The following is a 13,333-nucleotide window of genomic DNA, read 5'->3' as shown; positions in this document are numbered from 1 at the left end:
TTGGTGATGCTAACATCATTTTAAAGATGATGCTTTTAATTGCAGGTGTTCGCCAGGACAGCCAAGAGGGGGAACTACCGTGAAGCCAAAAGGACTTCTGATCGGCGCTGCGGTTATTGTGCCGATGCTCTTCCTAGGTTTGATCCTGTCGATCGTTCTGCTCTTCGGGCCGACACCTGCTGCGGCCGACTGCAGCCCGGCCGTTTCCATCGTCATCGACGGCAACACCAAGATTGAGGGCTACACCCAGGAACAGCTGAAAAATGCCGCCGCCATCATGGGCGCCGGCAAGGCACTGAACTTATCCGCAAACGGTCAGATGATCAGCGTCATGGTGGCCCTGGGCGAGTCCGGACTGCGGGTCCTGGATCATGGCGACGGTGCCGGCCCGGACTCACGCGGGTTGTTCCAGCAGCGCGACAACGGTGCGTGGGGCTCCTACGCAGACCGCACGGACCCCACCAGGAGCGCCACGAACTTCATCAAGGCCCTGCAGGCCGTGCCCGGCTGGGAGCTGTTGGAACCGACCCTTGCCGGTAACAAGGTCCAGCGCAATGCCGACCCGTACCACTACCAGAAGTACTGGCCCGAGGCCGTCAAACTCGTTCAGGCTCTTTCGAGCTCGAAGTTCTCCCTGCAAGGCAGCGACTGCGCCATCCCTGGGCAGTCCGGGGCGGGGGATGACTACCCGTGGAAGAACTCTCCGACCTGGCTGCAGGCCGGGGCGAATGCGGCCAGCACCTCACCGCTGGGCATGTACTACCGCGAGTGCGTGGACTTCGCCCTCTGGCGGGTGAACCAGCAGATGGGTTCAACCAGTGCACCGTTCAAGTTCCTCAACGGCTCCTTCCGCCCGGACGGGCAGGGCCTCGGCTCGGCCCTGACCTGGAAGGCCGGCTGGGACGCCAAGGGCTGGCCCACCGGCTCCGCGCCCCGGGTCGGCGCGGTCGTTTGGTACGCCCCCGGGGCCGGGGGAGCGGACCCGACCTTCGGTCACGTCGCCGTGGTGAAGGCCGTCAACGCCAACGGGACCTATCTGGAGGAGGGCTACAACGGCAACCCGGCCCCGGCAGACCACAGCTACTACACCCGGACAGTGGCCAACACCGTCCCCTCCGCTTTCCTGTACCTGCCCACTCACGAGGAGAAGAAGTGAAAAAGCCCTTGACCCTGCTCGCCGTGGCCCTGCTCTGCGTTTCCTGCGCACCGGCGGCGAACACGACGCCGGCACCGGCGGAATCACCCAGCAAGCCCACAGCGTCCGCGCCGGTCTCACTGAGCGCCAACAGCGGACCCCAGGCGCCCGGGGGCACGATCCCGGCCACGATCGGCATCACCTGGGATCAGACCAGCAAGGACAACGCGGTGGACGTCGCCGGGAAGGCAATGACGGACTTCGCCCGCCCCACGGTGGAGGAAAAGCAGTGGGCCAATGACCTGGCCCGCTGGCTGACCCCGCAGGCCACCGCCGACTACTCGGCCGTGGACCCGGCCAACATCCCGGTCAGCCGCGTCACCGGCCCCGCCACCCTGGACGTCGATGAAGCCAACGGTTTCGGTGTCATGGCGGCGGTCCCTACCAACGCCGGGACGTACACGGTGCAGCTGCTCCGCACGGGCAAGGACGCCACGTGGAAGGTCAACCGGCTCACCCCGCCCTCGTCCTAAGCGCCGCACCCTCCATCCCACACACGTAAGGAAGAAGCTCATGGGTACTACACCAACCGAGGTCATGGCCTTTCCCAACATCCGGGCCATCGTCCGTGACAACGGAACCTCCGAGGTCGTCGTCGCGGGGAACTCCCGCGTCGTTCCTGCCGGGGACTCCGTGCAGGAACTGCGCAACAACGCGCTGGCCCTCATCGTGGGCGAGGCACAGACCCTCCAGCGCCCCGTCAGGGTCCAGATCGAGGACCCCGAAGGCCACGGTGAACTCATCGTCCACCCGGATAACAAGATCGAATCCGTCTCCTACGACCCCCGACAGACCCGCCGCCGGGCAGAAGCCCCGGAAACCACACCCAAGACAGTCGCCCCGGCGATCATAGAGACCGTCCCCGCACAGGAGCCCGGGGCCGCTCCGTCAGAGTCCGCGCCCGTTCCGGTGCCAGCCAACCCGGAACCGCAGACGGCTGTCGTTGCTGAGGGAGCGGCGCCGACGCGGCGCAGCCTGAAGGAAACGTCGTTCCTGGTCAGCGTCCCGGTGCTGGAGCCGGCCACCCAGGGCTGGCGGGGAACGCTCACGCGCCTGGGATTGCGGATGGACCCCTCACAGGAAGAACTCTCCGAGCGCGAGGATATCCGTACGGTGAGCCAGCACTGGCCCGGTCCCCGGACCATTGCCGTGGTGAACCGCAAGGGCGGGGCGAACAAGACCCCGACCGTGGTGATGCTCTCGGCGATCCTCGCCCGCTACAGCGGCGCGGCCACGGTTGCGTGGGATAACAACGAGTCCCAGGGCACCCTCGGCTGGCGGACGGAAAAGGGCGCCCATGACCGCAGCGTCCTGGACCTGATCGATGCTTCCCGGACTCTGCTCTCGCCCTCGACCAACGCGGCCGAAATCGCCAAGTTCGTCCATCACCAGACCGCCGACAAGTTCGATGTCCTGCGCTCGGATGAAAACGAAGAAGGCGATCACGAAGTGACCGCCGAGGAAGTCGATATCGCCCACCAGGTGCTCACCCGCTATTACCGGCTGGTGGTCATGGACTCCGGCAACACCGCCCGGGCCGCGAACTGGCGGCGGATGATCGATCACACCAACCAGCTCGTCGTCCCGGTGACAGCCATCGAGGACCGCGCCGAAGCTGCACGGCTGACGCTGCAGACGCTGGAATCCCGCGGCGGCCACGACGCGGAACTGGCCCGCAACGCCGTCGTGATCGTCTCTGAGTCCACCGACGCCAAGCGCAGCATGAGCGGGGATGCCCTGAAGCGGGCCAAGGACGAGGCACAGCGGATTGCTGACGGCTTCGCACCGTTCGTCCGGGCCGTCGTCCGGATTCCATACGATCCGGCCCTGGTCAACGGCCCCATCCGCTATGAAGCCCTCCAGCCCGCCACCCAGCGGGCATGGCTCGCGGCCGCGGCCGCCGTCGCCGCCGGCTTCTAAACCACCCACCAACGGACTCTGAAAGGAGGCAACCATGCAACAGTCCCTGAACCCCTGGATCACCCACCCGGTCCCCGCCGACGGCGCGGACACCGCAGCACCGGAAGCGCACGTGCCGCAGGCGGCTGTGATCAGTGCGCCGCTCAGGGGAATGGTCGAACCGGACGCCGCAGACCGTCTGGCCCGCCGCACCGTCTCAGGCTCCGCAGCCCTGTGGGTCACCGGCGCCCACGGGGGATCCGGTGAAAGCCGCATCGCTGATCTGATCGGCGGGGCACGGGTCACCGATCACTGCTGGCCCGTTCTCCAGGACGGCAGCAAGCCTCGAGTGCTGCTGATCTGCCGTGCAGACATGCGCGGCCTGACAGCTGCACAGAGCGCCCTGACGCAGTGGGCATCAGGCGCGGCACCGGAGCTTGATCTGCTCGGCCTAGCCGTTCTGGCGGACGCACCGGGGAAGACTCCCAAACCCTTGCGGGACTTCGCCGCCATCGTCGGCGGGGGAGCACCCCGGCTCTGGACCCTGCCCTGGGTCGAGGCCTGGCGACACGGGGACTCCACCACCCCGCCGCCGCCGGCCCGCGAATACCAACGCTTCATCACTGACTTAGCCGCCCTGGCCACCGACACCACACCCAGCACCAACCACTGAAAGGTCTCACCATGAACCCCTTCTCCGCAATTGCAGCAAGCGTCATCCCCAACCCCACCCCCGTCGTCCCGGCACAGGCAGGTGGCCTGCTCACGATCCTGAACTGGGCCTCCGGCATCGGCCTGGTCCTCGGCGTCCTGGGCGTGATCATCGTGGGCATCGGCATGGTCATCCAGCTCCAACGCGGTGAGGGAGCCCAAGCCATCGGCAAGCTCGGCTGGGTCCTGATGGGCTGCATCATCATCACCGGCTCCGCCGGCATCGTCCGAGCCTTCGTCTAAGCCAGCACCAACAACGGGAGGTTCAGCATGAGCCAGTCAACTGAGAGCACCACCGAAAGCAATCCGTTCACCAAACCCGGTTTCATCATTGCTGCCGCGCTGGTGGTCGCGCTGATTGCAGCAGCCGTCGTCATCTTCCTGCTCCCCAAAGGACAGGAGAGCGCCCCGCCGGCACCGGCTCCGGCGGAATCCAGCAACACAGCTACAGCCAGCCCCAGCGCTTCGGCGACAGCAGGACAGAGTATCTGTGGCCTGCCCTCCTCGTCGGAGTCATCGCTGGGAGCGGCCCCCAAGACGAAGTGGGAACTCGTCGGAACAATGGCCGCACCAACCGACCCGAAAATAGGTCCGGGAAAGACGGACGATCAGGGCATCCGGTCCTGCTTCGCTCACACTCCGACAGGGGCGCTTTATGCGGCGGTGAACCTTTGGGCTCTGGGCATCGACCCCTCCAAAGAACGAGCTATCGCAGAGCGGCTTGCAGCCAAAGGACCTGGCCGTGATGCAGGGATGAAGACACCCACGTCCGCGGCCCCAGCCTCGGCCGTGAAAGTCCAGATAGCGGGCTTCAATGTCTCATACACGGCGAACCAAACCGTTGTGGAACTGGCATTCAAGGCGGACAACGGAGCGCTTGCTTCGGTGCGGACGACTCTGCTTTGGCAGGACGGGGATTGGAAGGGCGTTGTTGCCGACAACGGCGCACCCTTGGAGGAACCACGGCAAGTCCGTGACCTTTCCGGTTTCATCCTCTGGAGCGGAGCATGAGGCCTACCTGGAACCCCGTAGGGGACTGGTTTTCAGGGCTCGCTGATGACGCCATGGGCAACATGGCGAAGGCCATCATGGAGGGCATGAGCCAGATGGTGACGACTCTGTCGACTTTCTGGGTGTCCATGCCCACGGTGAACCTGGCCAGCGGGGACGGAACGACGCCGAGCCCCATCGTTTCCATGGTGAACAGCGAATTGATGGTTTGGACCGTGGCATTGGCTGTCCTTTCCGTCATTCTCGGTGGCATCCGGATGATCTGGGAACAGCGCGGGGCACCCTTGAGAGACCTTTTGCGTTCCCTGGTCACGCTCACCCTGGTATCCGGTCTGGGTCTGGGTGTCATCTCGATCCTTGTGATCGCCGCCGACGCTTTCGCCGCTGCCATCATTGAGCGTTCCACGGACGGTAAGGGCTTTGCCGAGGCGATGGGCGTCCTGGTCGTGACCGGCCAGACGGGGGTTGGCGTGTTCATCCTCATCGTCCTGGGATTGATCGGATTGATGGCGTCCCTCGTCCAGGTCGTTCTGATGGTGGTCCGCAGCGGCATGTTGGTGATCCTGGCGGGCATCCTGCCCACCACGGCCGCGTTTACGAACACGGAGATGGGGAGGCAGGGGTTCCAGAAGGCGGTTGGCTGGACTATCGCGTTCATCCTCTACAAACCAGCTGCGGCCATCGTGTACTCGGTCGCATTCCTCCTCATGGGTAAGAACAGCGGGAAGGACGGCCTGATCGGGTCCATCACGGGCTTCACGTTGATGATCGTCGCGCTGTTCGCTTTGCCGGCGCTGATGCGCTTCGTGACGCCGATGGTTGGTGCCGTCGCCTCCGGCGGGGGAGCGGGAGCAGGGGCTGCCGTTGGGGCCATGGCCACAGGCGCCGTGTCCCTGGGCCGCAGCGGCAGCGGTAAGGGCAACGCCGCCCCGACCCCGGCAAGTACACAAAGCAACCAGTCAGGAACATCTCCGAAGGGCAGCAACGGAACACCTGGCCCGAAGGGAAGCGGCGCCCAGCCGACACCGGGGGCTACCGGTCCGGGCGGGGCGACCAGCGCCATGGCCGGCGCAGCAAGCACTACCGGAGCCGGGGCAGGAGCTGCCGCCGGCAGTGCAGGCGCCGCGTCGGGTGCGGCGAAGGCCGCGGGTCCGGCTGGCATGGCCGTCGCCGTAGGAGCACAAGCAGCGTCCAGGGTTTCGCGGGCCGCGCACCAGACCGCGCAGGATTCAACCGGCCAATCAGAAACAACGGAGGGCCCCAGTGGCAGCAATTAATACCGAATACAAGGAACCGTCCTACGGCAACTGGCGCGTCCCGCGCTCTGCCGGGTTGGGCAACCTCGGCGCTATCGGCACCGGCATTGTCATGGCCGGGTTGTTGGCCGGGATCATCACCTTCGCGTGTCTTGGCCTGTTCCCGGGCCTTGCTGTCCTGGCCGTGGCCGGGGCCAGCGCGCTGTTGCTGACGGTCAAGGACAAGCACGGCCAGTCCGTTGTTGACCGTTTCGGAACACGGATGAGCTTCCGGCTCGCCAGGTCCTCTGGAACGAATCTTTACCGTTCCGGCCCCCTCGGGGTGACGGCCTGGGGCATGTACCAGCTGCCCGGCCTCGCCGCGAAGTCGACCCTGTACGAATTCACCGACTCCTACAAGCGCCCGTTCGCCCTCCTGCATGTGCCGACCACCAGCCACTACACCGTGATCTTCTCCACCGAACCCGACGGTGCGTCCCTGGTGGACCCTGAACAGGTCGATGCGTGGGTGGCGAACTGGGGCGGCTGGCTCGCCGGCCTCGGGGATGAAGCGGGCCTGGACGCAGCAGCGGTGACGGTCGAGACCGCACCGGATTCCGGCTACCGGCTCCGCAATGAGGTCATGATGAACATCGACCCGAATGCCCCGGATTTTGCCAGGAACGTGCTCAACGAGGTCGTCCAGACGTATCCGGAAGGTTCGGCCACGGTCCGGGCCTGGGTGTCCCTGTCGTTTAATGCCTCCCTGCGGGCTGGATCGAAGAAGCGCACACCGGAGGACGTGGCCCGTGACCTCGCGTCCCGGATCCCCGGGCTGTCGGCCCGGCTGCAGTCCACCGGCGCCGGTATCGCCCGTCCGATGTCCGCGCAGGAACTCTGCGAGGTTGTCCGGATCGCCTACGATCCTCCCGCCGCCCTGATCATTGATCAAGCGCACGCCGCCGGCTCCCCGGTCACCCTGACCTGGGGCGAAGTCGGACCCTCCGCGACGCAGGCGGCCTGGGATGACTACCGGCACGACGGCGCGTTCTCAGTCTCCTGGACCATGACCGGTGCCCCGCGCGGGTCGGTGAACTCCTCGGTCCTGTCCCGGCTGCTGGCCCCGCACGGGGACATCGACCGGAAGCGGATCTCGCTGCTGTACCGCCCGATGGATTCAGCCCGCGCCGCCGCCGTGGTGGAGCGGGACCAGAACAACGCCAACGTCCGCATCACCTCCGGGACCCGGCCCTCCGCCCGCGCCCTGGTCGATGCCCGCTCCGCTGTACAGACGGCGCAGGAAGAAGCCCAGGGCGCCGGACTGGTGAACTTCGGCATGGTCGTCACGGCCACCGTGACCGACAAGGACCGCCTCCCCGATGCCGTCGCCGCCGTGGAACAGACCTCCGGTACTGCCCGGGTGCTGCTGCGCCGGGCCTACGGTGCCCAAGACACCGCGTTCGCGGCGTCGCTGCCCCTAGGGCTGGTCCTTCCCAAGCACAGCATGCTGCCCTCCGAAATCAAGGCCGCCCTGTAATGGCCCGCATGAAACTCTTCACCCGACCTGCCAAGACGGCTGGAGCACCGGTCAAAGCTGCGCCGAAGAGGAAGGCTGAGAAGGAACCACGTCAGGCCGGGCCGACTGCCCGTGGCTGGACCGGACGCGGCGGCGGCATGGCCCAGCTCGTCCCGTCCGTGAAGGAATACCGGGGAACCACGGTTCAGGTCTGCGGGCTGTGGCCGTTTTCCTCCGGGGCGTCCTCGCCCATGATCGGCGTCCCGCTTGGACGCCATGAGGAGACCCAGGCCACGGTTTGCTGTGACCCGATCAGCTGGTTCCAGCGGGCACGCCTGATTTCCAATCCGTCTGCGTTCATCCTGGGCAAGCCGGGGCTGGGAAAGTCCACCGTGGTGCGCCGGATGTTCATCGGTCTCTCCGCCCAGGGCGTCCACCCCCTGATCCTGGGGGACTTGAAAGGCGAGCACGTCAAAGCGGTGCAGGCGCTCGGCGGCCAGGTCATCAAGCTCGGCCGCGGTGTCGGCTACCTGAACATTCTCGATCCCGGGCAGGCCGTCGAAGCGGCGCAGCTGCTCGAAGACAGCGGCCACCATGAGGACGCCGCCCGGGTCCGCGCCGACGCGCACGGCCGCCGCCTGACAATGGTCGTCTCCCTAATCACGATCAGCCGGAACAATCCGCCCACCGATCAGGAACAGACGATCCTGGACCGGGCCTTGCGGGTCCTCGATGACCGGTTCGACGGTGTTCCCGTCTTGAAGGACCTGTTGGACGTGATCATCTCCGCCCCCGATGAGCTGCGGCAGGTCGCCCTGGACCGCGGCGACATGGCCGTCTACCTGCAGGAAACCCGGGCACTGGAAGCAACCCTGCTGGGCCTGACCGGTGGCGGGAAGCTGGGAGAAATCTTCTCCCGGCACACCACCAACCCCATGATGCGGGACCGCGCCGTGGTCTTTGACGTCTCCAGCATTGACGAGACAGAAACCGACCTGCAGGCCGCCGTCCTTCTCGCGTGCTGGTCCTACGGATTCGGCACCGTCAACGTCGCCAACGCCCTCGCCGACGCCGGCCTGGAACCGCGCCGGAACTACTTCGTGGTCCTGGATGAACTGTGGCGGGCACTGCGCGCCGGTAAAGGCATGGTGGACCGGGTGGACGCCCTGACCCGGTTGAACCGCTCCGTCGGTGTCGGGCAGATCATGATTTCCCACACCATGTCCGACCTGCTGGCACTGCCGGCGGAAGAGGACCGGATGAAAGCCCGGGGTTTCGTTGAGCGTTCCGGCATGGTGATCTGCGGCGGCCTCCCGGCCTCGGAGATGCCGTTGCTGACCTCGGCCATTCCGTTGTCCCGCCAGGAGCAGCAGAAGCTCATCTCCTGGCAGGACCCGCCCGCGTGGGACTCCCGCGGCCTCGACGTCGAACCTCCCGGACGCGGGAAGTTCCTGATCAAGGTCGGTGGCCGTCCCGGGATCCCGGTTCTGGTGGGACTGACGTCCTTGGAGCAAGGCCCGGACGGAGTCAACGACACCGAAGAAAAATGGCACGACAGCCCGGAAACCCTCCTCGAGCCAATGACCCCTGACCTACCGACTGAGGGAGGCACGCTGTGAGCGCACCGAACCGTAAAGGAATGGGCCTCGGCGATGCACTGCTGGTCTGGTTCGCCGTTGGTTTCATCGTCGTCTTCGGCGGCGGGACCTACGCCGCCGCCCACCTCGGCTCCTGGATGGCCGGCATCGACTCACCCCCTGCCCATCCCATCGACTTGATCGCCGGGCTCATCAAGGGCCGGGTGCCCTGGCCCGTCCAGTCCACCGTCGCGGCCGCCCTCATGGCAGGGGTGCTCGTGGTTCTGGCCATCGTCGTGCTCGTGGCCTGGCGGCAGGGTGCATCCAAGCGTGCCCGCGTCGATAAGGCGGCCCGATACCTGGGGCGAGGTAAATCCCTGGCCGCGTTCTCCGAGAAGGGCGCAAAAACCACCGCCGAGCGCCTTGGCGTGACAGGCACGCCGGGCATCGTCGTCGGCAAAGTCGTCTCCACCGGCCAGACGTTCATTCAGTCCTGGGAAGACCTCAGCCTCGATATCTGGGGCCCCCGTACCGGTAAGTCGACCTCCCGGGTCATGCCCGCGATCCTGGACGCACCCGGCGCCGTCGTCTCCACCTCGAACAAGCGCGACGTCGTGGACGGCACCCGCGGCGTCCGCGAGCTCACGGCCCCGGTATGGGTGTTCGATCCGCAGAAGATCGCACAAGAGGAAGCACAGTGGTGGTGGAACCCGCTCTCCTACGTCACCGACGAAGAGAAAGCCTACAAACTCACCCAGCACTTCGCGGTCGGTTCACGCCTTCCGGGGTCCAAGCCGGATGCCTACTTCGACCCCAAGGCCGAGGACATTCTCTCGTCTTACTTCCTCGCGGCCGCGCTCGGTGGGCTGCCCATCACGCAGGTCTACCTGTGGGTGACGGAGCAGGTCAGCCGGGAACCCATCGAAATCCTCAAAGAGCACGACTACGAGCTGCAGTACAAGGGCCTGGAATCCACACTGAAGCTGGCCGACAAGCAGCGCGACGGTATCTTCGGCACCGCCGAGAAGATGATCCAATGCCTCAAGAGTAGGAACACGCTGCGCTGGGTCGCCCCGGCCCATGGCGCGTCCGTGGCCACGGATGCCCGCCGGCAGTTCAACCCTCACGCGTTCGCGGCCTCGCAGGAGACGATCTACATCCTCTCCAAGGAAGGGGCCGGCTCAGCAGCCCCGCTCACCACAGCGCTGACGGTGGCGATCGCAGAGGCGATGGAGGAACGCGCCGAGCGCAGCGGCGGCCGCCTCCCGAAGCCTGCGCTGTTCGCCCTCGATGAGCTGGCCAACGTCGTCCGCTGGGCAGCCCTGCCGGACCAGTTCAGCCACTACGGCTCCAAGGGCCTGATCGTCATGGGCATCCTGCAGTCCTGGTCCCAGGGCGTCGAACTGTGGGGCGAAGCGAACATGCGGAAAATCTGGTCCGCCGCGAACGTCAAGGTCTACGGCGGCGGCGTCGCCGAAGAAGGGTTCCTGCGGGCCCTCTCGGACCTGATCGGGGACTACAGCTACACCAACATCTCCATCTCCTCCGGTAAATCCGGCTCCAGCCGCTCCCGCCAGGAAGGCAAAGAACGCATCTTCGATGTCTCCAACCTCGCCGAACTCGACCGCGGCCGCGCGGTGGTTCTCGCTTCCGGCGCACCGGCCACCCTGGTTCGGACCCTGCCCTGGTATACCGGCCCGCACAAGGACGCCGTAGAAGCGTCCATCAAAAAGTACAGCCCCCGGCCGGAGCAAGACGAAGTGCCCCTCGCTGCAGCAGCTGCCGCCAACCCCTGGGTCACCGGGTAAGAGATTCTGACATGACCATCGATATCGGCCGATTCCGTGAAGCGCCCGGCACCAGCGCAGAAGAGCCCGCCAGCACGGCTGGAGACGAGCAAAAGCCACCGGAACTCGTCTACGGCTCAGCCGAGGAATTCCTGCACGAGCAGCTGCTGCCCACCTACGTCCGCGACGTCGACGGCCGCGCAGCAAAATGGTGCATCGAATGGTACTTCCACCCCGAAGCAGTCTCCCGAATAGAAGCTCTGTGGCGGGCCTGGGAACACCTCAGACTCGACGGGGCCACCGGCATCAGCGTGTGGTTCAAAGACCACGCAGACCACCACATGAGCGTGCTCCTCGACCCACGCGGACCGTTCTACAAATGCGACATGGAAAAGCACCGGGATCCCGAGCACCTGGAACCGAAGAAGGCCCCGATTGGATGGTTCCCCGATGTCCGCCTTGATCCCGCCCGGCCCGCAAGGGCTGGGCTCCTAGGGGAGGCGGAGCCCTCAGTGGAACCGGGTGCACCTCGAACTTGCTAGTTACCGCTCCGGCGCGAGGATCGATAGCACGACAAAAGATGAGCCACTGCTGTTACGAGAGCGGCAGCCGTTTTTGCGGTGACCGCAAAGGCCGATGGCCTGCTTGAAAAAACAGCTGTACCGCGGGGCTGCATGTGACCAGGCGCGGCTTTGAGTCGCCGCAACCCTAGAGCGGTGAGAAGGAGGAATATTCCAAGAATGGCCAGAACAAATTGGCCATCACATTACTCCTATCCTGGCTGGCGGCTCTCTTCGAGCCAACCATCCGAAAAGTCGTGTTGGTATCTCAGGGGCTGGTGGTGCGAAACCTTGACGATGGAATGATCCGGAGAGTGGAACCGGGGCCTCCCGAGTTGCGAGAGTCAGGAGGCTCCGGTGGCTGCATTCCTCTGAGGAACGGGAGGGTCACATGCAAATGGTTTGCGGCGTCGTGATCTTAGAGAATTCCTTGATGTCCGGTCCCAGCCGGTACAGCCGTTAGCCGAACCACTTCCGGGGATTTGGCGATGTGGGGCTCGATTCGGTCCACTAAGGCGGCCACCGGATCTCCATCCAGGTGCGTCTGGAGAAGCTCCTCCGACTCCCATTTTTCGAGCAGGACTACAGAGCGGTTTTCAGCCCTATGGAGGGCGAACATTAGGCAGCCCGGCTCAGCATGAACCGCAGGGATGGACTCCCTCAGTGCATCGATGAGGTTCTGCTCGTGCCCTTCGTGCGCTTCGAAGTGGGCGGTAACTATGACACTCAAGAAATACTCCTTTGGTTTGTGGATCAACCTAACTAACGTTAGCTCGGGCGGCGTAGATTGGATAGAGGCCGCGGCAGCCTTATTCGAGTGCTGCGAGCGGCGCCCTGCGATCCCAGTGCAAAAATTGCGAACCCTGAATGCGAGGGGCTTCTGCCGATAAGCCAGCCATAAGACTCCGAGGAAGCGGGCCAGATTTTCCAAAAGGTGCTGCTTTCTGGTGTGATATCTGCTACATTGCTACCTAACGTTAGTTAGGCACTACTAGCGTTTGAACTATCGACCGCGCAGAGACGCGCAGGGAGGAAGGGCTCTCATGGCTGGAAGGCTTGAAGGCAAAGTAATTGGAATCACTGGCGGTGCCAGTGGTATGGGCCTGGCGTTCGGTGAGGCCTTCGCCCGTGAGGGTGCGAGGGTCCTGATCGTCGATCTGAACGAGGACGCTGCGAAGAAGGCTGTCGACGACATCGTCGAAGCTGGCGGCTCGGCCGCCTATGCCGTCGCAAACGTTGTTGACCGGGCCCAGGTGCGCGCGGCGGTTCAAACAGCAGTCAGCGAGTTTGGCCGCCTCGATGTCTGGTTCAATAACGCGGGCTTTAATGCCCCAATGCAGTTCCTCGACATCACGGAAGAGAACTTCAGGAAGGTTTTGGATATCAACGCCTTGGGCGTGCTAATCGGCACCCAGGAAGCGGCCAGGCAGATGGTCGAGCAGGGACAGGGCGGCAAGATCATCAACACGTCCTCAATTGCCGGCAGGGAAGGGTTCCCCACCTTTGCTCCCTACAGTGCTTCGAAGGCTGCCGTCATTTCCTTGACCCAGTCCGGGGCCAAGGCGCTGGCCAAGCATGAGATCACCGTGAACGCCTTTGCTCCGGGTGTCGTTGCCACGCCCCTTTGGGACAAGCTGGATCAGGACCTGTACGCCATTGGTGACATTGAGAAGCCCGGAACGGCGCTGAATGAGTATGAGAAGGGCATCATCCGCGGCCGGAAGGCGTACCCGAAGGACATCGTCGGCACCGCGCTCTTCCTGGCTTCGGGCGACTCCGATTACATGACCGCCCAGTGCATCATGATCGACGGCGGTATGACCCTGGTCTAGGAGGAGGTTC

The 13,333-nt window shown here is 64.9% G+C and carries 13 protein-coding genes; 12 read left to right on the top strand and 1 reads right to left on the bottom strand.

The features are described from left to right. The first annotated feature begins 79 nt into the window (after window positions 1–79). The 11 genes from AB4089_RS15475 to AB4089_RS15425 are packed head-to-tail and all read left to right on the top strand — an operon-like array spanning window position 80 to window position 11,473. Complete coding sequence (locus AB4089_RS15475; RefSeq protein ID WP_441410163.1) at window positions 80–1,156, top strand: CHAP domain-containing protein; 1,077 nt, start codon at window positions 80–82, stop codon at window positions 1,154–1,156. Beyond that, window positions 1,153–1,668: a hypothetical protein gene (locus AB4089_RS15470; RefSeq protein ID WP_441410162.1), complete on the top strand. Its 516-nt coding sequence runs from the start codon at window positions 1,153–1,155 to the stop codon at window positions 1,666–1,668. The genes AB4089_RS15475 and AB4089_RS15470 overlap by 4 nt, the downstream gene beginning before the upstream one ends. A 40-nt stretch (window positions 1,669–1,708) precedes the next feature. After that, window positions 1,709–3,115, top strand: coding sequence for a chromosome partitioning protein ParA (locus AB4089_RS15465; RefSeq protein WP_441410161.1), 1,407 nt, complete (start codon window positions 1,709–1,711; stop codon window positions 3,113–3,115). Window positions 3,116–3,149: 34 nt separating this feature from the next. Next, the gene (locus AB4089_RS15460) at window positions 3,150–3,767 is read left to right on the top strand and encodes a DUF6668 family protein (protein ID WP_441410160.1); all 618 of its coding nucleotides are present in this window, start codon (window positions 3,150–3,152) and stop codon (window positions 3,765–3,767) included. Window positions 3,768–3,778: 11 nt separating this feature from the next. Continuing rightward, window positions 3,779–4,048: a hypothetical protein gene (locus tag AB4089_RS15455; RefSeq protein ID WP_441410159.1), complete on the top strand. Its 270-nt coding sequence runs from the start codon at window positions 3,779–3,781 to the stop codon at window positions 4,046–4,048. Between the two features lie 27 nt (window positions 4,049–4,075). Further along, on the top strand, window positions 4,076–4,816 hold the full coding sequence (locus tag AB4089_RS15450; RefSeq protein ID WP_441410158.1) for a hypothetical protein: 741 nt from the start codon (window positions 4,076–4,078) through the stop codon (window positions 4,814–4,816). Then, the gene (locus AB4089_RS15445) at window positions 4,813–6,093 is read left to right on the top strand and encodes a hypothetical protein (protein WP_441410157.1); all 1,281 of its coding nucleotides are present in this window, start codon (window positions 4,813–4,815) and stop codon (window positions 6,091–6,093) included. The genes AB4089_RS15450 and AB4089_RS15445 overlap by 4 nt, the downstream gene beginning before the upstream one ends. After that, entirely contained in the window at window positions 6,080–7,588 is a 1,509-nt protein-coding gene (locus AB4089_RS15440; protein ID WP_441410156.1) for an SCO6880 family protein, read from the top strand. The genes AB4089_RS15445 and AB4089_RS15440 overlap by 14 nt, the downstream gene beginning before the upstream one ends. Beyond that, the gene (locus AB4089_RS15435; RefSeq protein ID WP_441410155.1) at window positions 7,588–9,186 is read left to right on the top strand and encodes an ATP/GTP-binding protein; all 1,599 of its coding nucleotides are present in this window, start codon (window positions 7,588–7,590) and stop codon (window positions 9,184–9,186) included. Before AB4089_RS15440 ends, AB4089_RS15435 begins: the two co-directional genes overlap by 1 nt. Further along, window positions 9,183–10,952: a type IV secretory system conjugative DNA transfer family protein gene (locus AB4089_RS15430; RefSeq protein ID WP_441410154.1), complete on the top strand. Its 1,770-nt coding sequence runs from the start codon at window positions 9,183–9,185 to the stop codon at window positions 10,950–10,952. Before AB4089_RS15435 ends, AB4089_RS15430 begins: the two co-directional genes overlap by 4 nt. Before the next feature lie 11 nt (window positions 10,953–10,963). After that, window positions 10,964–11,473 (top strand): DUF4913 domain-containing protein, encoded by a 510-nt coding sequence (locus AB4089_RS15425; RefSeq protein WP_441410153.1) that lies wholly within the window; start codon window positions 10,964–10,966, stop codon window positions 11,471–11,473. A 436-nt stretch (window positions 11,474–11,909) separates the two neighbouring features. Here the strand turns inward: AB4089_RS15425 and AB4089_RS15420 are convergent, their stop codons facing one another. Further along, complete coding sequence (locus AB4089_RS15420; protein ID WP_441410152.1) at window positions 11,910–12,221, bottom strand: putative quinol monooxygenase; 312 nt, start codon at window positions 12,219–12,221, stop codon at window positions 11,910–11,912. A gap of 313 nt (window positions 12,222–12,534) precedes the next feature. Here AB4089_RS15420 and AB4089_RS15415 point away from each other — a divergent pair, with 313 nt between their 5' ends. Further along, window positions 12,535–13,323 (top strand): SDR family NAD(P)-dependent oxidoreductase, encoded by a 789-nt coding sequence (locus tag AB4089_RS15415; RefSeq protein WP_441410151.1) that lies wholly within the window; start codon window positions 12,535–12,537, stop codon window positions 13,321–13,323. Window positions 13,324–13,333: the final 10 nt, after the last annotated feature.

It is taken from the genome of Arthrobacter sp. 2MCAF15 (genome assembly GCF_052115605.1).
Classification (GTDB): domain Bacteria; phylum Actinomycetota; class Actinomycetes; order Actinomycetales; family Micrococcaceae; genus Arthrobacter.
This window is presented reverse-complemented; position numbering and strand designations above follow the sequence as displayed.